This window comes from uncultured Aureimonas sp. (assembly GCF_913775355.1).
Lineage (GTDB): Bacteria > Pseudomonadota > Alphaproteobacteria > Rhizobiales > Rhizobiaceae > Aureimonas.
The window spans coordinates 1-19,829 of sequence record NZ_CAJYIU010000305.1; the positions used below are offsets into that span (position 1 = coordinate 1).

Below are 19,829 nucleotides of genomic sequence, written 5' to 3' on the forward strand. Positions count from 1 at the left end.
CACGTGCGCCTTGATCGGCGCCAGCCACGATTCGTGCGCCTCGCGCTGCGCCTGGAGGAGGGTCTGATGCAGGAGGCGGGACGCCTCGGCCTCCAACGCAAGGCGCGAGCGGAGGCGTTCGGCCGCCTCGATCTCGTCCTCCAGACGCGCGATGTCCTCGTCGAGGGCGCTTGCACCCTGCACCCGCATCTCGCCCTCGAGGCTGGCGATCTCGCCGCGCAAGCCGTTCAGCGTCCGCTCGATCTCGTCGCGCGCCCGCCGCCGGGCGGCGACCGTGCGCTCGACCGTTTCGGGATCGCCCGCGTCGAGCGCACGGCGCCGCGCGTCGAGCACGGCCTCGCGGGCGGCGCGCTCGAGTTCGGTCGCGGCGAGATCCTCGCGCAATGCCGCGATCGGGCGCGCGGCCTCCGCCTCCTCCGCCTCGCGTGCCAGTCGCTCGACCTCGGCTCTGCGATGGGCGGCGCCCGCCTCGCGGCCGATCAGATCGGTTTCCGCGTTTCGGAGATCGCGCCGCGCCGCCTCGAGCGCGCTCTCCACCTGCGCCCGTCGCTCCCGCGCCGCCTGCGCGAGCGCGCGGACGGCATCGAGATCGACGGAGACGGTCGACGGATCGGGGACGTTCGGCAACCGCTCGTCGGCCGCCCGAAGCGCGCGCAACTCGGCATCCGCCGCCTCCAGCCCCGACGGAAGCCGAGCCGCCAGGAGTTCGCGAAGCCGCTTCGTCTCGGCGGCGCGCTCCTCGGCGTCCCGCAAGGCACGGCGAACCACCTCGACGCTGTCGTGCCCCAGCGAGGAGAGGCGGCTCTCCAGCCGATCGCGACTGCGGACCGCTTCGTCGGCCAACGCGGCGGACCCGCCGCCCGGCTCGATGGTGACACGGCCGAAGCCGGCAATCTGGAAGCTCGTCGGCGCCGAGACGACGCGGGGCCCGTGGTCCGCCAAGGGCACGCCGTCCACGAGAACCTCGGCCCCCGCCTCGTCCGGCGCGAAGGTCACGGTCGGCGATGCGGCGGACAGGCGGATCTCCGCCTCCCGGCAGGCCCGTTCGGTTTCCTCCAGCTCGCCAAGGTCGCGGCGTGTCGGGATGCGAGCCTCGCTCGCGCGCAAAGCCGCTTCGAGTTGCGTCGCAAGACGCCGCCCTTCGGCCACCTGAGCGTCGAGACGTGAGATTTGATCACGGAGGCGCGCGCGTTCATCCGCAAGGCGCGCGGCATCGGCCTCGGCTTCGGCCGTTTTCAGAGCTCCGCGGGCCGCGGCGAGCGTGCCCTCGAGTTCGGCGACGTGCCGCCGCTCCCGTTCGACCGCGACACGATGCTCGGCCAGTCGCTCCTCTTCCTCGCGCTCCTGCCCGGTCGCCTTTGCGGCTGCCGCCAGCATCGCTTCGCGCCGACGCAGGCGCTCGCCCGCATGATCGCGCAGGCTGAGTGCGTGCTTCAGTTCGCGCTCCGCTTCGTTGCAGTCGCGGCGGAGGTCTCCGAGCTGGCGCTGGTCGGCCTCGGCGCGGGCAAGAGCGCTCGCGGCCTGCGTCAGCGCGTCGTCCTTCTCGTAGGACCGCAGCACCGAGCGGCGATCCGACAGGCGCTGGAGCTTGGCGCGATATTCGGCGAGCGCTGCGCGGCGCTGCGACAGCTCCTCGCGCGCCCGCTCCAGCCGCTCCTCGGCCTCGCGCAGCGGCGAGCCGGCCTTGGCGCGCAGCGTCTCGGTGAAGAACCGCTCCTGCCGGGCGCGGGCGGCGGCCAGAAGCGCGCGACCGCGCTCGCCGCCGAGAACCTGGCTGACCTCGCCTTCCAGCGAGGCCGTCACGGCATCACGCCCCGCACCGAGGTCGAGCCCTTCCGTCGAACGCCCCTGATCCACCCAGAGGAGGCCGAACGTGCCGACGAAATCGCCCTCCTTCGGCTTGCGCGCCCCCGAATGCGTGAAGCGCAGGAGTTCGGCGAGACGCTCTTCCACGGCGTCGCCCTGCAGCCGGCCGCCGGGCCAGGAGAGCTCCGCCTCGGGCTTCTGAAGGAAGGCCTTGCGGAGTTCGTATTCGGTGCCGCCGAGCGAGAAGCCGATCTCGATCTCGGGACGCACCTGTCGGCCATAGGGCACCAGCGCGCGCGTCGCCTCGCCGCTCGAGCGATGCTTCTGGAAGAAAGCGGCCCGCAACGCCGTCAGGACTGTGGACTTGCCGGCCTCGTTGTCGCCGACGACGACGTTGAGCCCGTCCTCGAAGCGGTCGAGCGTCAGCTGCGACACGCCCGCAAATTCGCGCAGCGTCAGGGAGCGCAGGTACATCGCTCAGGCCTCCCGGCGCCAGAGCCGCGCGTGCTCGGCAAACATCATGCGAAGCGCCAGGGCGGCCGCCGCGCGCTCCGGGTCCTCGCGACTCATGGCCTTGGCGCGCAGCCGATCGACGGCGGTGCGCACGAAGCCCGCCGCGTCGATGCGGTCGAGATCCTCCTCGTCCGGCTCGTCGAGGAGGTCGTCGTCCCGGATGCGCAAGTCGAACAGCCGTCGCTGCCAGCCAACCAGCGTCTCGTCGAGGGCGATCCGCTCGCGCAAGGAGAGCGTGCCGCGCAGGGTCAGGTCCACCAGCGCCTCGCCCGGCGCGGCGATCGCTTCCAGCGCGTGATCGAGCGGCGCGGCGTCGCCGTGGACGTCCACCACCATCGCCCGCCAGTCGAAACGCGCGGTGCGCAGTTTCTCGATGCGCGGCGCGGTGCCCGGCGCGTCGATCTCGACCAGCGCGACGAAGCCCGGTTCGTTGGCGGGATAGCGGTCGGCTTCGGGCGTACCGGAATAGAGGGTACGCGGCGCGATCTCGAGGAAGCCGTGCCAGTCGCCGAGCGCGAGGTAGTCGAGGCGGGCCCGGTCGGCGCGGTCGTCGGCGATCGGGTTGCCGCTTTCGGCCGCAGCCGGCAGCCGGTTGGCGACGGCGCCGTGCGCGAGCCCGATGCGCACCGCATGCGAGGGCGTCTCGGCCGTGTCGTACCATTCGGTGAGGTCGGCGCCCTCGCGGTGCCGAACGAGCGGCGCGGGCAGCACCACGGCGCGGCCGTCGCACAGCTCGACCGGCTCCGGCCGGTCCGCGATCACGAGCCGGGCGCGATGCTCGAAGCGCTGAAGGCGCGACCAGACCGAGACGCTGACGGCCGGATCGTGATTGCCGGGCAGAAGAACCCAAGGGCCGGAGAATGCGGCCATCGCATCCAGCGTCCGCTGGATGTCGCGGTCCGAGATCGTGTTGCCGTCGAACGCGTCGCCCGCCACCACGACGAAATCGGCCGCCCGCTCCTCTGCCAGAACCGCGATGCGGCGCACGGCGTTGAACCGCTCGGCGCGCAGCTCTGCGCGCGTCTCGTCGGGGTAGCCGCCGAACGGCTTGCCGATCTGCCAGTCGGCCGTGTGGACGAAGCGGATCACGAAGATCGTCGGAGGCTGCAGGATGTCATGGCGGGAGCGTGGGAAGCGGCGGGCGGCGTTTCAAGGAGAAAACGCTTCGGGCCGGCGCTTATCAACGGCTTTGGCGTTGGCGCGGCGCACTCTATGCAAAGCGGCGCCGCAGCCATTAGAACGGCGGGGTTGCCGTTCTGCGAGTGAAGCCATGCCGTTCAACGCCCGCACCCTGGCCCTGCCGGCCACGATCCCCTTCGTCGGCCCGGAAGCGCTGGAACGGCGGCTCGGGCGCCCGTTCCTCGCGCGGCTCGGCGCCAACGAAAGCGTCTTCGGCCCCTCGCCGCAGGTGGTCGAGGCGATGAGCCGGGCGGCGCGCGACAGCTGGGCCTACGGCGATCCCGAGCACCACGCGCTGCGGGCGGCGATCGCGGATCACCTCGGCATCCGTTTCGAAGAGGTGGTCGTCGGCGAGGGCATCGACGGCCTGTTCGGCCTCCTGACGCAGATCGTGCTGGAGCCCGGCGACACGGTGGTCACCTCGCACGGCGCCTATCCGACCTTCAACTACCATGTGACCGGCCACGGCGGCGTGCTCGACTTCGTGCCCTACCGCGACGACCGCGAGGACATCGACGCGTTGATCGAGCGGATGCGGGCGGTCCGGCCGAAGCTCGTCTACTTCGCCAATCCGGACAACCCGACCGGCAGCTGGCACGAGGCGGACGCGGTGCAACGCCTGATGGATGCGGTGCCGGAGGGAACGCTCCTCGTCCTCGACGAGGCCTACAGCGATCTGGCACCGGCTTCGGCCCTGCCGCCGGCGGATGCGTTGCGGCCCAATGTCCTACGCTTCCGGACCTTCTCGAAGGCCTACGGCATGGCGGGCGTGCGGGTGGCCTATGTCTTCGGCGCGGCGGAAACGGTTTCGCACTTCCACAAGGTGCGCAATCATTTCGGCGTATCGCGCATGGCCCAGGCCGGCGCCGTCGCGGCGCTCGAGGACCAGGCGTATCTGTCGGACGTCGTGGCGCGCATCGTTCGGGCGCGCGACCGGCTCGGGCAGATCGCCTCCTCGGCGGGTCTTCGCCCCCTACCGTCGGCGACCAATTTCGTGGCGATCGACTGCGGTCGGGACGGCGCCCATGCGCGGCGCATCCTCGAAGGCGTTCTCGATCGTCAGGTCTTCATCCGCATGCCGGGCGTCGCACCGCTCGATCGCATGATCCGCGTGACGGTGGGCCGGGACGACGAACTCGACCGGTTCGCGGCGGCCCTGACGGCCTCGCTGGCGGACGCATCGGACTGACCGGCCGGCGTCAGTTGCGGGCCAGCCACTCGCGGGCGAGGCGCAGCGCGCGTCCGATCTCGGCCTTGGTCATCATCGCCGCGACGTCCTGACGGTGCGTGCTTGCCTCGTCCGCGCCCATCTGGTCGGCGAGGTTGAAGTACATGTGGGCCGACACGAGGTCCGTCTCGCCGTCGCGGCCCGAAGCAAAGCGCAGGCCCATCGCGAAGAGCGTCTCGCCGATTGGCGCAGCAAGGCCGAGCGCGGTGCCGAAGTCGCCGTCCAGAAGTTCGAAGCGTGCCATGTCTCTCGTTCCCTGTTCCCGTTGCGCCCCCTCGGGTGCCTTCGTCGAGATTGGCAGCGTCCTTTGAACCGGCGCTTAAAAGGCTTGGCTAATTCAAGTTGAATGCAGGATTCAACCTTTGGAAAGTCTTGGAGGTTTGCCTCCGCAAACCCCTGCATCGCCGGACTTCGCGCGATTCGCTTCACCGTTGCTTCACGATGCCGGGTGGCGATCCGTTCAGCATGATCGCCGATGGCGTTCCGCCCCTTCGCCTCTTGGCGGTCTCGACGTTTCCATTTACGTTAGCGTCAACCGCCTATCCCGCGTTCAAGACGGGGGCGGCATGGGAGGATGCGATGAGACGTTTGGCGGTGATGATGCTCGCCCTGGCGGCGACCACGGGCGCGGCGACCACGGGCGCGGCGATGGCGGACCCGATCGAGGGCACCTGGCGCATGCCGTCCGGCAACGATGCGCGCATCGCGTCCTGCGGAGACGGCTTCTGCCTGACCTACGTGAACGGCCCGAACAAGGGCAAGACCTTCGGCAAGATGACGCCGTCCGGCGGCGGCGCCTATCAGGGCACGGTCACCGACTACACCAAGGGCGGCAAGGAATATTCCGGCAAGGGCAAGCTGACGGGCGACACGCTCTCGGTCTCGGGCTGCGTCCTCGGCGGGCTGATCTGCCGCTCGCAGTCGCTGACCCGCCTCTGAGGCGTCCGGCGGGAGACGGGCGGCCAGCGGTTGCAGCCGCGTACTTGACGGGGTGATCCCTTTCGGGGGATCGCTCGCCCCGGTCAATTCCGGAGCCCTTCCATGCTGTACCCGCTCGCCCTGGCGGCCGCGATCGCCACCGCCGCGTGGCCCGCCCTTGCGGCCGACGCCATCGTCGGCACATGGCGCCTGTCGAACGGCGAGACGGTGGACTACCGCCCCTGCGGCGGGAGCTTCTGCTCCACCGTCCGGACCGGCGCCTACAAGGGCAAGACAGCCGGCACAGTCACCGGCGGCGGCGGGCGCTACACCGGCACCGTCGTCGATCCGAGCAGCGACAAGAGCTACGAGGGCCGCGTCGAGATCGCCGGCGATAAGCTGACGCTGACCGGGTGCGTCGCCAAGGTCTTCTGCCGGTCGCAGGTCTGGACCCGCGTCGGGGGAGCCGGCTGATGTCCGCCGCCCCGCAGGTTCGCGCTCAACCCGCCGCCAGCGCCGAGGCCGTTCACGAGCCGGTCTTCCAGCGACGGTCGCGAAACCGCAACGTCCAGTGGCTGCGCGCCGTCGCGGCGCTGTTCGTCGTCTTCTACCACGCGTCCGGCCATCTTGCGGCCGTCCTCGGCGACGACCGCTTCGCCGAGATCTTCAACCATCGCTTCGGCATCCTCGGCGTCGCCATCTTCTTCGCGATCTCCGGCGCGCTGATGGCCGACATCCTGAAGACCACGCCGGCGTCGAACTTCCTGATCCACCGCATCCTGCGGATCTACCCGATCTTCCTGATCGCCTCGGTCGCCCTGCCCTTCGTGTTCTGGAACAATCCGGGCCTCGACATGCGCGCACTGTCGCTCGTCGCGATCGGCCAGAACGGCAACTACCGGCTGATGGTGGAATGGACGCTCGTGTTCGAGCTGGCCTTCTATGTCGCGCTCTTCCTCGTCGCCGCGGCGGGTCTCGCCCGCCGGCTGGAGGCGATCGCCCTTCTCGCGCTCGTTCTGTCGGTCGGGGGCACGCTGGTCAACCCCGACAACCAGGCGCGGATCGCGGTCCACATCACCGAGCTTCCCTTCATGTCGGCGACGGCTGCGTTCGCGGGTGGGCTGCTGATCCCCTGGCTGGTGCGCCGAAACGTCTTCCACCCGGCGCTTGCCGGCTTGGCCGTCGCGGCCGCCATCGCCATTCCGGGTACGGATTCGGTCGGCATGGGGCGCCTTCTTGCCGGCGTTTCGGCGGTGATCCTCGTCGGACTTGCGATCTCGTTCGAGGCGCGCAGCGCCGACAACTCGGTGCCCCAGCGCGTGGCGACCAAGCTCGGCGACTGGAGCTACGCGCTCTACCTCTGCCACATGCCGGTGATCTCGTTCACCTACAACCACCTGCCCTTCACCGGGGCGGCGGCGTGGACAGTGGCGGTCGTCGGTGCCCTGCTCCTCGCCATCCCGCTCGGCATGCTGGATCTGCGTCTCTACGCATGGCTGCGCAAGCGGTCGGATCAATCCACGCCCGAGAGCTTCCGCCGCTGGGCGTGGATCTATGTCGGCGTCTACGCGATCGTCGCCGTGATCTTCCTGTTCAAGACCTGACGGGTCAGCGCGCGCGCTGGCCGAAGAGGACGCTCTGGGCGTTCTTGTCCTGCGCAAGATTCAGCCGCTCGCGCTCCTCCTTGCCGACGGCCAGCCCCTTCTCGACCGCCGGACGGGCATTCAGCGTCTCGAACCAGCGCTTCAGGTTGGGGAAGTCGTCGAGGTCCTGCCCTTGGTTCTTGTGCGGGACGATCCAGCCTACACAGGCCATGTCGGCGATCGAATACTCGTCCGCCAGGAACTCGCGGTCCTGAAGCCGCTTGTTCATGACGCCGTACAAGCGGTTGACCTCGTTGGTGTATCGGTCGATCCCGTAGGCGATCTTCTCCGGCGCGTACTGGCGGAAGTGATGCGCCTGGCCGGCCATCGGCCCGAGACCCCCGACCTGCCAGAACAGCCACTCGTCCACGGCGACGCGCCGGCGCTCGTCGGTCGGATAGAAGCGGCCGAACTTGCGGGCGAGGTACTGGAGGATCGCGCCGGACTCGAAGACCGAGATCGGCTGGCCGCCCGGTCCCTCGGGATCGACGATCGCCGGCATCCGGTTGTTCGGCGAGATCGCCAAGAACTCCGGCTTGAACTGATCGCCCGCGCCGATGTTCACGAGCTTCAGATCGTAGGGGACGCCGAGTTCCTCCAGGAGGATCGACACCTTCCAGCCGTTCGGCGTCGGCCAGTAGTGCAGTTCGATGGGTTTCGTTTGCTCGACCATGCGGCCTCCAGACTGTCTCGTCGACGCCAAACCTCGCGCGTCGTCGCATCAGGTGGGGCGGACGCCGCCGCTTGGCGAGCGCAGCCGGAACAGACACTGCGTGAACGTCAACTGAACGGTGACGCCAGCCCGAATTCAGCTTGGGCACGCAAAGATCGCGCGTCGCAGATCCTCGGGAGAGTGCCATGATCGTCCGCCTGTCCGTCGTCACCTCGCTTCTCGCCCTCTTCGCGGTCAGCTTCTCGACGCTGGTGGAGCGCGATCGCGCCGCGCACAGCCCGGTCGCGACCGTCAGCCACGGCTGCTACGACCAGGGGGCGGTCTGCGTTCGCTGACCCATTTCGCCTGTCACGGTCCTCCGCTAGAAAGGGTCATGACCGACCGTTTCGCGCAGCCCGCCCCCGAACCCCTGACGCCGCCGCCCATCGCGGCGAAGGCCTTCCTCGATGCGGAGGCCGCGGTCGAAGCCCTGCGGCGCATCTACGCCGCCTCGGTCGATTTCCTGTGCGAGAGCTTCGACGAGGTCCTGGAGACCAGCGACACGTCGCGCCGCTACCGCGCCTTCTATCCGCAGGTCGCGATCCGCACGGTCGGCCACGCGCGCGTCGATTCCCGCCTGTCCTTCGGCTTCGTGCCAGGCCCCGGCCACTACGCCACCACGATCACACGGCCGGAGCTCTTCGGCGACTATCTCGTCCAGCAGTTCGAGCAGCTTCTGAAGAACCACGGCCAGCCGATCGAGGTCGGCCTGTCGAAGACGCCGATCCCGCTGCACTTCGCCCTGCCGGAGGGGACCTATGTCGACGGGGCGCGGGCCGAACGCCTCGACAAGCCGCTGCGCGACATCTTCGACGTGCCCGACCTCGAGGCCACCGATGACCGGATCGTCAACGGCAACTTCGTGCCGAAGCCCGGCGAGCCGCTGCCGCTCGCGCCCTTCACGGCGCAGCGCGTGGACTACTCGCTCCTGCGCCTCGCGCACTACACCGCGACCAGCCCGCAGCACTTCCAGAACTTCGTGCTTTTCACGAACTACCAGTTCTATGTCGATGAATTCTGCGCCATGGCGCGATCGTTGATGGAGGACGGCGGCCATGGCTACGAGAGCTTCGTCGAGCCGGGCAACGTCGTCACGCTGGCGGGGGCCCTCGAACCCGAGCGCGGCCTCGCGCCACAGCGCCTGCCGCAGATGCCCGCCTACCACCTCACCCGGCCGGGCTCGAACGGCATCACCATGGTCAACATCGGCGTCGGCCCGTCCAACGCCAAGACCATCACCGACCACGTCGCGGTGCTGCGCCCCCACGCCTGGCTGATGCTCGGGCATTGCGCCGGTCTTCGCAACACGCAGGCGCTCGGCGACTACGTGCTCGCCCACGCCTATGTCCGCGAGGACCATGTGCTGGACGCCGACCTGCCCGCCTGGGTCCCGATCCCACCGCTCGCCGAGGTGCAGGTCGCGCTGGAGCAGGCCGTCGCCGACGTGACGGGCCTCGAGGGGTACGATCTCAAGCGCATCATGCGGACCGGTACCGTCGCGACCATCGACAACCGCAACTGGGAGCTGCGCGACCAGACCGAGCCGGTGGAGCGCCTGTCGAAGTCCCGCGCCGTGGCGCTCGACATGGAATCGGCGACGATCGCGGCCAACGGCTATCGCCTGCGCGTGCCCTACGGCACGCTCCTCTGCGTGTCCGACAAGCCGCTGCACGGCGAGCTGAAGCTGCCGGGCATGGCGACCGAATTCTACAAGCGGCAGGTGGCGCAGCATCTCCGGATCGGCATTCGCGCCATGCAGAGCCTCGCCGACATGCCGGTCGAGCGTCTCCATTCGCGCAAGCTGCGGTCCTTCTTCGAGTCGGCGTTCCAGTAAGGCGTCGGTCGCTCGCATCATGACAAGGGTTCGGTGGCACCGCGTGGTGAACGTCCTTCTATTCGGCGCCGCGCTGTTTCTGGTGCTCGGCTTCCTCGGCGGCTTCGCGCGTCCGCTCGACACGTTCTCGCACTTCCGCGCCCATGCCGCGGTGGCGCTCCTCGCGCTGTCGATCCCCGGCATCTTTCTCGGCCACTGGGCGGGCAGCTTGGTCGGCTTCGTCGTAGCGGGCATCTCGCTGGCGAGCGTCGCGCCCTACGTCATGCCGATGCGCCCCGTCCCCGATGACGGGAGACCCGTCTACACGCTCCTCCAGATGAACCTTCTCTGGAACGCCGGCGACCGGGCGGAAGCGATCCGGCGGATCGCCGAGACGCGGCCCGACATCATCACCCTGCAGGAGCTGACCGGCGACTGGCGCGAGGGGCTCGCCCCCTTGGAGACGAGCTACCCCTATCAGGCCGTGTGTCTCGAGGCCGACGGCTTCCATGGCGATTCCGCCATTCTCTCGCGCCGCCCCTTCGTGGCGGGCTCGACGCCGATCTGCGACGTCGGCGACTCGCTCGCCGCCGCGCGCATCGATCTCAACGGCACCGCCGTCACCATCGCCTCGCACCACCAGCTCTGGCCTTGGCCGCGCAGCCAGTGGCGGCGCTTCGACAGCGCGCGCGAGATGCTCGCCGCCCTGCCGGCGCCGCTGATCCTCGCGGGAGACTTCAACGCCGCCGGCTGGAGTGCCTTCCTCGATACCTATGCGCGAACGACGAACACCCGCGTCGTCCGCGGCATCGGTCCGACCTGGATGCTGGATGGCCTGCCGACCGAGGCCGCGCGCTTCGTCGGGCTCGGGATCGACAATCTCCTCGCCTCGCCGACTGTCACCATCCACAGCGTCGAGCGGCCGGCGGCGACCGCCTCCGACCACCTGCCGGTTCTCGTCCGCTTCTCGGTCGCGCCCGCAACCGACGGCGAGACGACCACGGTCGCCGCCCGCTAACGCGGGGCGGCAATCCGCCTCACATCGTGCCGTAGACCGGCCCCTCGGCGCCCTGCGGCGGGACCCAAGTGATGTTGCCGTTGGGATCCTTGATGTCGCACGTCTTGCAGTGGACGCAGTTCTGCGCGTTGATCTGGTAACGCGGCGCGTCCGCACCGTCCTCGATCCACTCGTAGACCCCGGCCGGGCAATAGCGCTGCGACAGCCCGGCATAGACGTCGTGCTCGGACGCCTTCTGCAGGCCCATGTCCTTCACCTTGAGATGAACCGGCTGGTCCTCCTCGTGGTTGGTGTTGGACAGGAACACCGACGAGGTCTTGTCGAAGGTCAGCACGCCGTCGGGCTTCGGATAGGCGATCGGCTTGTGCCTGGCCGCCGGCTCGGTCGAGGCCGCGTCGGTCTTGCCATGCTTCAACGTTCCGAACAGCGAGCGGCCGATCAGCTGGTGCGCCCACATGTCGAGACCGCCGGCGACGATGCCGAGCGCGGTGCCGTATTTCGACCAGAGCGGCTTGACGTTGCGCACGCGGAAGAGGTCTCGCCCGATCGGCGAAGACCGCCAGCCGGCCTCGTAGGGGGCCAGCTCGTCCTGCGCGCGGCCCGCCGCGATGGCCTCGGCCGCAGCTTCGGCCGCCTGCATGCCGCTGGAGATCGCGTTGTGCACGCCCTTGATGCGCGGCACGTTGACGAAGCCGGCGGAGCAGCCAAGGAGCGCGCCGCCTGGGAAGACGAGCTTCGGCACCGACTGGTAGCCGCCCTCCGAGATCGCCCGCGCGCCATAGGACAGGCGCTTGCCCCCCTCCAGGAGTTCGGCGATGTCCGGGTGCGTCTTGAAGCGCTGGAACTCCTCGAACGGGTTGAGATAGGGGTTCGCGTAGTTCAGGTGGACGACGAAGCCGACGTAAACCTGATTGTTCTCGAGGTGGTAGAGGAATGAGCCGCCGCCGGTCTTCATGTCGAGCGGCCAGCCGAACGAGTGCTGGATCAGGCCGGGCTTCGCCTTGGTCGGATCGATCTGCCAGAGCTCCTTGATGCCGATGCCGAACTTCGGCGCGTCGGCTTCCCTCGCGAGGTCGAAGCGCGAGATCAGCTGCTTGGCGAGCGAGCCGCGCACGCCCTCGCCGATCAGCACGTACTTGCCGATCAGCTCCATGCCGGGCTGGTAGTTCGGGCCCGGCTCGCCCGAACGCTCGATGCCCATGTCGCCGGTGGCAACGCCCCGCACGGCGCCCGCCTCGTCGAACAGGATCTCGGTGGCGGCAAAGCCCGGATAGATCTCGACGCCGAGCGCTTCGGCCTTCTCGGCGAGCCATTTGCAGACGAGGCCGAGCGAGACGACGTAGTTGTCGTGGTTGTCCATCAGCTTCGGCAGGCCGAAGTTCGGCAGGCGCACCGAGCCGTGGGGGCCGTAGACGAAGAACTTGTCGGCCGTCACGCGCTGGCGGATCGGCGTCTCCTCGGAGCGCCATTCGGGCAGGAGCGTGTCGAGCGAGGACGGGTCGAGCACGCAGCCGGACAGGATATGCGCGCCGACCTCCGAGCCCTTCTCCAGGACGACGACGGACAAGTCCGGGTCGACCTGCTTCAGACGGATCGCGGCCGACAGGCCCGCCGGGCCCGCCCCCACGATCACAACGTCGAACTCCATCGACTCGCGCTCGGCGGCTGTCTCTGACACGGGCAACGTCCTCCCTCGGATCGAGTCTGGAAAAGGTCCAAATGGTTGTGGCCGCTCATACAGGAGAATTCCCGGAAGCGACACGCGACATTCTTACGTAAACGTCATCGGCGTTGACGAATGCGTGCGTTTTCACTGGATCGCCGGTATGGTGCGGCATGTCTATAACCGACGCGACAGCTCCCTTGGACGAATGGCGTGCCATGCTGGCCTGGTACGAACAGGCCGGCATCTCGACCTTCGTCGGCGAGACGCCGCGCGATCGCTTCGCCGAGACCGAGGCGGAGGCATCGAGGCGACGGAGCCCAGCACCGGAGTCGAAGCCGGCGCAGGCCCCGGCGCCCGCGACCCATCCGGCCGTCACCGCCCGTCCCGCACCCATCGCCCCCGACGCGGACGCCAGTTCTGCCGCGGATGCGCGCGATCAGGCGGGGCGCGCGCAGACCCTCGGTGAGCTGCGCGAGATGCTGGCCGCCTTCATGGGCTGCGGGCTTCGTCAGACGGCCAAGAACCTCGTCTTCGGCAACGGCGCCGAGGACGCCGACGTGATGTTCGTCGGCGAGGCGCCGGGGCGCGACGAGGATCTGGCAGGCGAGCCGTTCGTCGGCAAGTCCGGCCAGCTTCTTAATCGGATGCTGGCGACGATCGGGATCGAGCGCGACGCGGTGCGTGTCACCAACACCGTGCCGTGGCGGCCGCCCGGCAACCGCGCCCCGACGCCGGCCGAGACGGAGGCCTGTCTCCCCTTCACGCTGCGCCATATCGAGCTCGTGCGCCCGCGCGTCGTCGTGTCGGTCGGCTCTTCGTCCGTCCGCGCGCTGCTTCGCACAGACGAAGGCATCACCCGCCTGCGGGGACGCTGGCTCAGCCTGACGACCCCCGGCGGCCTCCAACTGCCGGTCCTGCCGATCCTCCATCCGGCCTTCCTCCTGCGCCAGCCGACGCAGAAGCGCTTGGCATGGCGCGATCTGCAAACACTGCGGGAGAAGCTCGCCGAACCGACGCTGGCCGATCAAAACAATATGTGACGCTTATCGTTTTTTGTGAAACCCGGACGTGTGACGTGCGTTAACGGGGCGGACTACCGGTGAAGCCGGCTGCCGAAGGGAGCGACCGGCGCCAGTCAACGATGAGGAGTTTCGATCATGAAGACCACAGCCATGATCGCAGCCGCCCTGATCGCCACCACGGGCCTTGCAGGCTCGGCGATGGCCCAGCAGACCAAGCACGTCATGACGGGTCAGGAGAAGGCCGTTCGTTATCAGCACGACCGGCAGGAGAAGATGTGGGACCAGCAGCGCAAGCAGGCCGCCCGCTCGGCCGACAGCGCGACCTATGGTGCCCCGAACCGGCAGAGCTACGGCCGGTCGCAGGCCCAGCAACCGGAGGACGCAGCGCCGTCCAGCTTTGGCATTCCGGGGTCGGGCGCTGCCTTCTACAACTACAACAAGGGCAGCAAGAACTGGTACTTCGGGTACTAAGTTCGTGACGCCTTGAACAGCGACGGGGCGCGAACCTTCAGGGGTTCGCGCCCTTTTTCATGTCTGCGGCGGCGAGGCGCTCCGCGCGCGGCGGCGCTCGAGGCCGAGCCGGTGCTCGCGCAGGATGATGAAGACGCCCGCGGACACGACGATGGTCGCGCCGATCAGCGTCGTCGGGCTCGCGACCTCGCCGAACACCGTCGCCCCGATCGTGACGGCCATCAGCATCGATGTGTACTCAAACGGCGCGATGGTGGAGGCTTCGGCATAGCGGTAGCAGGCTGTGAGCAGAAGCTGTCCGACGCCGCCGAAGATTCCGGCGAGGATCAAGAGCGTCGCCTGCCACGGGGTCGGCCACACCCAGCCGAACGGAAGGCTGACGAGCGCGATGACGCTCGAGCACAGCGAGAAGTAGACGACGATCGTGGTCGTCGGCTCGGTGCGCACGAGGCGGCGGACCTGGATCATCGCGACCGCCGCGAAGGCCGCGCCCGCGAGCGAGGCCAGCATGCCGAGCCGCTCCTCGTTCGACAGGGCGCCGAGGTCGAGCGACAGGTTCGGGGCGATCACCACCACGATCCCGCACAGGCCGACGAGGACCGCGGTCCAGCGAAAGCGCCCCACCTGCTCGCGCAGGATGATCGCGGCGAAGACGACGGTCAGAAGCGGCGAGGCGTAGGAGATCGTGATCCATTCCGGATACGGCAGGCGGCCGATCGCATAGAAGCCGAGCGCCATCGACGTGACACCGATCGCGCCGCGCAGGAAATGGCCGCCGATGTCGCGCGTGTGGAAGGCCGTCCGCAGGGTGCCGAGCCAGCAGAGATAGGCGAGCACCGGCACCATCGCGAAGAAGGAGCGGAAGAAGACGAGCTGCCCGGCTGGAATGTCAGTGCCGAGCGCCTTCAGCGATGTCTGCATGCCCACGAAGACGGTGACCGAGACCACCTTCAGGCCGATGCCCACCATGGGCTTGAGAGCGGGCGCGTGGTGGATCGGGGCATTCATCGTTGCGGATCGACTTCGGCTGGAACAGGCGCGACCTTCGCGCCTTGGTCGGGGCGATCGCCGCCGGGCCCGTCATGCAGGATGGCGACGGCGCACTCTTAGGCGCGGCCGCCCTGCGGGTCGAGGCCTCAAACGTTCGCCGCGCCTCACCTTTCGCGACGAAGGGCGCGGGGGCGTGAACGCGGTTTCCCGTTGGCAAGCGTCGGCATGGCGACTATCCCCGTCGGATCGAGATGGGAAAGGCCCGAGCCATGCAGCGCACCGACGACGGACAGGTAATCCGCCTTTCGGACTATCGTCCGCCCGCGTTCCGCATCCGCCACGTCGACATGCGCTTTTCGCTGAACGATGGCCACACCGACGTCGAGACGGTGATGGACATGGAGCGCTCCGCGGACGCGGACGCCGCCGAGCCGCTGGTGCTGGACGGCGACGCGCTGACGCTCACCGCCCTCGACTGCGATGGGACGGCGGTCGGGGCCGAGCGCTTCGAGGCGACGCCCGACCGGCTGACGATCCGCGACCTGCCGGCTTCCGGCCCCTTCACGCTGAGGATCGCGACGCGGCTGACGCCCGAGACCAACACCGAGCTGATGGGCCTCTACCGCTCGAACAGCGTATGGTGCACCCAGTGCGAGGCGGAGGGCTTTCGCCGCATCACCTATTTCCTCGACCGCCCCGACGTTCTCGCCACCTACCGCGTGCGGATCGAGGCGGACCGCGAGGCGGCGCCGATCCTCCTGTCGAACGGCAATCCCGGCGAACACGGCGATCTCGACGACGGCCGGCACTATGCCGTCTGGGACGACCCGCACCCGAAGCCCTCCTATCTCTTCGCGCTCGTCGCGGGTCGGCTCGACGTTCTCACCGACACGTTCGAAACGCAGAGCGGGCGCGCCGTCGATCTCGCGATCTACACCGAACCCGGCCTTGCCGATCGTGCGGCTTACGCGATGGACGCGCTGAAGCGTTCGATGGTCTGGGACGAGCGGCGGTTCGGGCGGGAATACGACCTGAAAGTCTTCAACATCGTGGCGATCTCCGACTTCAACATGGGGGCGATGGAGAACAAGGGTCTCAACGTCTTCAACCACAAGTACGTGCTTCTGGCGCCGGACACGGCGACGGACGGCGACTATGCGGGCGTCGAGACCGTGATCGCCCACGAGTACTTCCACAACTGGACGGGCAACCGCATCACCTGCCGCGACTGGTTCCAGCTCTGCCTGAAGGAAGGGCTGACGGTCTATCGCGACCAGGAGTTCAGCGCCGACGAGCGGTCGCGCACCGTCAAGCGCATCGCCTCGGTGCACGGCCTGAAGGCGCAGCAGTTCCCGGAGGACCAGGGTCCGCTCCAGCACCCCGTCCGACCGCGCCAGTATCGCGAGATCAACAACTTCTACACGGCCACGGTCTACGAGAAGGGCTCGGAGCTCGTGCGCATGCTGGCGACCATCCTCGGCGAGGAGGGCTTCCGCGCCGGCATGGACCTCTACTTCGCCCGCCACGACGGCGACGCCGCGACGATCGAGGACTTCCTCGCCTGCTTTGCGGAGACGACCGGCACCGACCTCTCGCAGTTCGCGCTCTGGTACGATCAGGCGGGCACGCCGGACCTTCATGTCGCCGAGCATTTCGAAGCGGGGCGTCTGACCGTTGCGCTGCGCCAGAGCCTTGCCCGCGGCGCGGCGGGCACGGATACCGAGCCGATGCACATTCCGGTCCGCTTCGGGCTGGTCGCGCGCGACGGCAATGACCTTGCGGCCGAACCGACGGCGGGGACGGCCGAGGTCGAAGGCGACGTGATCCATCTCGTCACCGCGGAGGCGGAGGTCGTGTTCTCCGATCTTGCCGAGCGGCCGCGCCTGTCGATCCTGCGCGACTTCTCCGCGCCGGTCACGCTGCGCCACGAACAGAGCTACGAGGACCGTCTCGCCCTCGCCCGTCTCGATCCGAACGGATTCGGACGCTGGCGCGCGCTCACCGATCTCATGGGCGAGGCCCTGCGGGCGGCTTCGACGGCCGGCGCCGGCCGCGCGGCGCTCGATCCGCGCCTGATCGAGGCCGTCGTCGCATGCGCCGCCGAGGAGCGGCTCGAGCCGGCGCTGCGGGCACTGATGATTGCGCTTCCGGGCGAGGCGGAGATCGCGCGGCTGGTCGGGTCGAACGTCGATCCGGAGGCGATCCACCAGGCGCGCGAAGCGGCGATCCGCGCGGTCGCGACGGCGGGCGCCAAGACCTTCCGCCGGGTACGCGACGGGCTGGTGCGTTCGGGCGAGGGCTTCAGTCCCGACGCGGCGAGCGCCGGACGTCGCGCCCTGTCGAACGCGCTTCTGATGTATCTGAGCGCAGCCGACGGCACGCCGGCCCTCGCCGCCGAGGCGTTCCGCGCGGCCGACAACATGACGGATCGCATGGCGGCCGCCACGATCCTCGCCCACCGTTTTGCCGGGACGCCGGAAGCGAGGGAGGCGCTCGACCGCTTCTATGCCGACTACGCGCACGACCCGCTCGTCCTCGACAAGTGGTTCACGCTGCGCGCGACGGTGCCGTCCAATGCAACGCTCGACACCGTTCGGGAGCTGGCCGCGCACCCGAAATTCTCGATGGCCAATCCCAACCGCGCGCGGGCCCTGATCGGCGGGTTCGCGACCGGCAATCCGCGCGTCTTCCACCGTGTCGACGGCGCGGGATACCGCTGGACGGCGGAGCGCCTCGGCGAACTCGACCGGCTCAATCCGCAAACCGCCGCCCGGCTGGCCACGGCCTTCCGGTCTTGGCGCGCCTTCGAGCCGGTTCGCCAGGAAGCGGCGCGGGCCGCGCTCTCGGCCCTTGCGAGCCGACCGGAACTCTCGCACGACATGCGCGACATTCTCGACCGCACGCTCTCATGACGGCGGGATGAAAAATTTCGTGGAAATGGTTTGTTAACCACAGTCTGCGAAAGCTGCGGATAACCCCTGTTGATCCCGTGCAACAATCAGAATTCGGGATTGCACCGCTGACCCCCGCTCGCACCGCGCTTCTGGACAAGCGAGTCCCCGTCTGATTCATTAACCCTCGGATTCGGGCTTGCGGCGCCCGGGTCGCATGCGGCGACGAGGGATGGGATTGATGGGTTCGGACGCGACAAGCGCTCCGGCACGGGATGACTCATCCCTGGCGACGGAGAGATTGACGACCCTCCTGCAGCGCGTCCGCCGCCGCATTCCCCAGCCGGGGCTGGACCGCATCGCCGAACTCGAACCCATCCTGCGACGGGCCATCCCGGTCTTCGTCATCGGCTTCCTCATGGTGATCGCCGTCGTGCTTCTGGCGGCGCTGATCGAGGAGCGCGACGCCATGGAAGAGCGCGCCAGCGAGGATCTCCGCATCACCGCCAGCCTTCTGCGGGCCGAGGACGCGGCGCTGGATTCGCGCACCGACGATGCGGCGACCCGCGCTCAGATCCTCGTCAACAGCGCCCTGCCCGTGTCCTCGAAGGCCAAGGGCCTCATCGCGATGAACGCCGACAAGGACGGCCGCGTCGTCGCCACGACGCCCGGCCACGACAGCGCGCTCGGCGCCGACGTCGGCACGCTGGTGGATGGCGGCCAGCCGCTTCTCGTGTTCGGCGAGCGCGCGGGCGTCATGGAGGTCTCGTGGGCCGGCGAGGACGCGATGGCCTCGGCCGCGCTCCTGTCCGGCCCGCTCGGCAGCGTCGTCCTCATCCGGGAGGAGGCGCATATCTTCGCCGACTGGCGCAAATCCGTCTCGCTCAACGTGACGCTGTTCTGCGTCACCGCCCTCGTGCTCCTCGCGATCCTCGTCGCCTACTTCCGGCAGGCGACGCGCGCCGTCGCCGCGGACCGCCTCCTCGGCGAGCAGCACCACCGCGTCGAGACCGCGCTGTCGCGCGGCCGCTGCGGCCTGTGGGACTGGGACCTGTCGCGCGGACGCATGTTCTGGTCGCGCTCGATGTACGAGATGCTCGGCCTGCCGCCGCGCGACGGCGTCCTCTCCTTCGCGGAGGTCTCGAACCTCCTGCATCCCGACGACGGCTCCTTCTTCGAGTTCGCCCGCCAGATCGCCTCGGGCAGCGTCGGCAACATCGAGCGCTCGTTCCGCATGCGTCATGTGGACGGGCAGTATCTCTGGCTGCGCGCCCGCGCCGAGATCGTTCGCAACCCCGACAACGACATCCACCTGATCGGTGTCGCGGTCGACATCAGCGAGAACCACATCCTCGCCCGCATGACCGACGAGGCGAACCTCCGCCTCCAGAACGCGGTCGAGAACATCTCCGAGACCTTCGTGCTCTGGGACGCCGACCACCGGCTCGTCCTGTGCAACACGAAATACCAGGAGGTCTTCGGGCTGACGGACCAGGACGTGCGGCCGGGCACCCCGTTCGAGACGGTGCGCGCCAAGGCGCGCCGGCCGATCGAGGAGCGCAAGCTGACCAGCCCGAGCTTCGTCTACGGCGAGCGGGCAACCGAGACGCTCCTGGCCGACGGGCGTTGGCTGCAGGTGTCCGAGCGCGTCACCGGCGACGGCAGCCACGTGTCGATCGGCACCGACGTGACGCAGTTGAAGGTGCATCAGGAGCGCCTATCGGACTCCGAGCGCCGCCTCATGGCGACCATCAACGACCTGTCGACCGCCCGCCGCGACGCCGAGGCCAAGGCGCGGCAGCTCGCCGAGCTCAATCGCAACTACATGATCGAGAAGGAGCGCGCCGAGAGCGCGAACCAGGCGAAGACGACGTTCCTCGCCAACATGAGCCACGAGCTGCGCACGCCGCTCAACGCCATCATCGGCTTCTCGGAGATCATGCGCGAGGAGAGCTTCGG

17 protein-coding genes are annotated in these 19,829 nt (G+C 68.9%); 11 read left to right on the forward strand and 6 right to left on the reverse strand.

Features of this window, described 5'->3' with window-relative positions; all coding sequences use genetic code 11:
* Together QZ753_RS18630 and QZ753_RS18635 are read right to left on the reverse strand one after the other, a co-directional pair.
* Positions 1–2,280 (reverse strand): AAA family ATPase (locus QZ753_RS18630; protein ID WP_294645838.1); only part of this gene is annotated, 2,280 nt, incomplete at its 3' end.
* 3 nt (positions 2,281–2,283) lie between these two features.
* Positions 2,284–3,408 carry a DNA repair exonuclease gene (locus QZ753_RS18635; RefSeq protein WP_294645840.1) on the reverse strand — a complete coding sequence of 375 codons (1,125 nt, stop codon included), beginning with the start codon at positions 3,406–3,408 and terminating at the stop codon, positions 2,284–2,286.
* A gap of 181 nt (positions 3,409–3,589) precedes the next feature.
* On the opposite strand from QZ753_RS18635, the gene QZ753_RS18640 reads away from it, so the two are divergent.
* Positions 3,590–4,687, forward strand: coding sequence for a pyridoxal phosphate-dependent aminotransferase (locus tag QZ753_RS18640; protein WP_294645842.1), 1,098 nt, complete (start codon positions 3,590–3,592; stop codon positions 4,685–4,687).
* Positions 4,688–4,697: 10 nt separating this feature from the next.
* On the opposite strand, the gene QZ753_RS18645 is transcribed toward QZ753_RS18640, so the two are convergent.
* On the reverse strand, positions 4,698–4,970 hold the full coding sequence (locus QZ753_RS18645; protein ID WP_294645844.1) for a sel1 repeat family protein: 273 nt from the start codon (positions 4,968–4,970) through the stop codon (positions 4,698–4,700).
* A 335-nt stretch (positions 4,971–5,305) separates the two neighbouring features.
* Between QZ753_RS18645 and QZ753_RS18650 the strand changes: the two genes are divergently transcribed.
* The 3 genes from QZ753_RS18650 (at position 5,306) to QZ753_RS18660 (ending at position 7,248) form a co-directional block, all read left to right on the forward strand.
* Positions 5,306–5,665, forward strand: a complete 360-nt coding sequence (locus tag QZ753_RS18650; RefSeq protein ID WP_294645846.1) for a DUF2147 domain-containing protein — start codon at positions 5,306–5,308, stop codon at positions 5,663–5,665.
* Between the two features lie 102 nt (positions 5,666–5,767).
* Positions 5,768–6,118: a DUF2147 domain-containing protein gene (locus QZ753_RS18655; protein WP_294645848.1), complete on the forward strand. Its 351-nt coding sequence runs from the start codon at positions 5,768–5,770 to the stop codon at positions 6,116–6,118.
* Complete coding sequence (locus QZ753_RS18660) at positions 6,118–7,248, forward strand: acyltransferase (protein ID WP_294645850.1); 1,131 nt, start codon at positions 6,118–6,120, stop codon at positions 7,246–7,248. Before QZ753_RS18655 ends, QZ753_RS18660 begins: the two co-directional genes overlap by 1 nt.
* Positions 7,249–7,252: 4 nt before the next feature.
* Here QZ753_RS18660 and QZ753_RS18665 read toward each other — a convergent pair whose 3' ends face one another.
* A complete protein-coding gene (locus tag QZ753_RS18665) occupies positions 7,253–7,960 on the reverse strand; it encodes a glutathione S-transferase family protein (RefSeq protein ID WP_294645853.1) in 708 nt (235 codons plus the stop codon).
* Between the two features lie 185 nt (positions 7,961–8,145).
* Between QZ753_RS18665 and QZ753_RS18670 the strand changes: the two genes are divergently transcribed.
* The 3 genes from QZ753_RS18670 to QZ753_RS18680 are packed head-to-tail and all read left to right on the forward strand — an operon-like array spanning position 8,146 to position 10,830.
* Entirely contained in the window at positions 8,146–8,295 is a 150-nt protein-coding gene (locus tag QZ753_RS18670; RefSeq protein WP_156369231.1) for a hypothetical protein, read from the forward strand.
* Positions 8,296–8,333: 38 nt separating this feature from the next.
* A complete protein-coding gene (locus QZ753_RS18675; RefSeq protein ID WP_294645855.1) occupies positions 8,334–9,833 on the forward strand; it encodes an AMP nucleosidase in 1,500 nt (499 codons plus the stop codon).
* Positions 9,834–9,879: 46 nt separating this feature from the next.
* Positions 9,880–10,830, forward strand: a complete 951-nt coding sequence (locus QZ753_RS18680) for an endonuclease/exonuclease/phosphatase family protein (RefSeq protein WP_294645857.1) — start codon at positions 9,880–9,882, stop codon at positions 10,828–10,830.
* A gap of 19 nt (positions 10,831–10,849) precedes the next feature.
* Here the strand turns inward: QZ753_RS18680 and QZ753_RS18685 are convergent, their stop codons facing one another.
* Positions 10,850–12,508: an electron transfer flavoprotein-ubiquinone oxidoreductase gene (locus QZ753_RS18685; RefSeq protein ID WP_294645859.1), complete on the reverse strand. Its 1,659-nt coding sequence runs from the start codon at positions 12,506–12,508 to the stop codon at positions 10,850–10,852.
* A 203-nt stretch (positions 12,509–12,711) separates the two neighbouring features.
* On the opposite strand from QZ753_RS18685, the gene QZ753_RS18690 reads away from it, so the two are divergent.
* Complete coding sequence (locus tag QZ753_RS18690; RefSeq protein WP_294645868.1) at positions 12,712–13,536, forward strand: uracil-DNA glycosylase; 825 nt, start codon at positions 12,712–12,714, stop codon at positions 13,534–13,536.
* Positions 13,537–13,653: 117 nt separating this feature from the next.
* On the forward strand, positions 13,654–13,989 hold the full coding sequence (locus QZ753_RS18695; protein ID WP_294645861.1) for a hypothetical protein: 336 nt from the start codon (positions 13,654–13,656) through the stop codon (positions 13,987–13,989).
* A 57-nt stretch (positions 13,990–14,046) separates the two neighbouring features.
* Here the strand turns inward: QZ753_RS18695 and QZ753_RS18700 are convergent, their stop codons facing one another.
* On the reverse strand, positions 14,047–14,997 hold the full coding sequence (locus QZ753_RS18700) for a DMT family transporter (RefSeq protein ID WP_294645863.1): 951 nt from the start codon (positions 14,995–14,997) through the stop codon (positions 14,047–14,049).
* A 251-nt stretch (positions 14,998–15,248) separates the two neighbouring features.
* Between QZ753_RS18700 and pepN the strand changes: the two genes are divergently transcribed.
* Together pepN and QZ753_RS18710 are read left to right on the forward strand one after the other, a co-directional pair.
* Positions 15,249–17,891, forward strand: coding sequence for an aminopeptidase N (pepN, locus tag QZ753_RS18705; protein WP_294645864.1), 2,643 nt, complete (start codon positions 15,249–15,251; stop codon positions 17,889–17,891).
* A gap of 280 nt (positions 17,892–18,171) precedes the next feature.
* The coding region (locus QZ753_RS18710) for a PAS domain-containing protein (protein ID WP_294645866.1) at positions 18,172–19,829 on the forward strand (1,658 nt) is incomplete at its 3' end.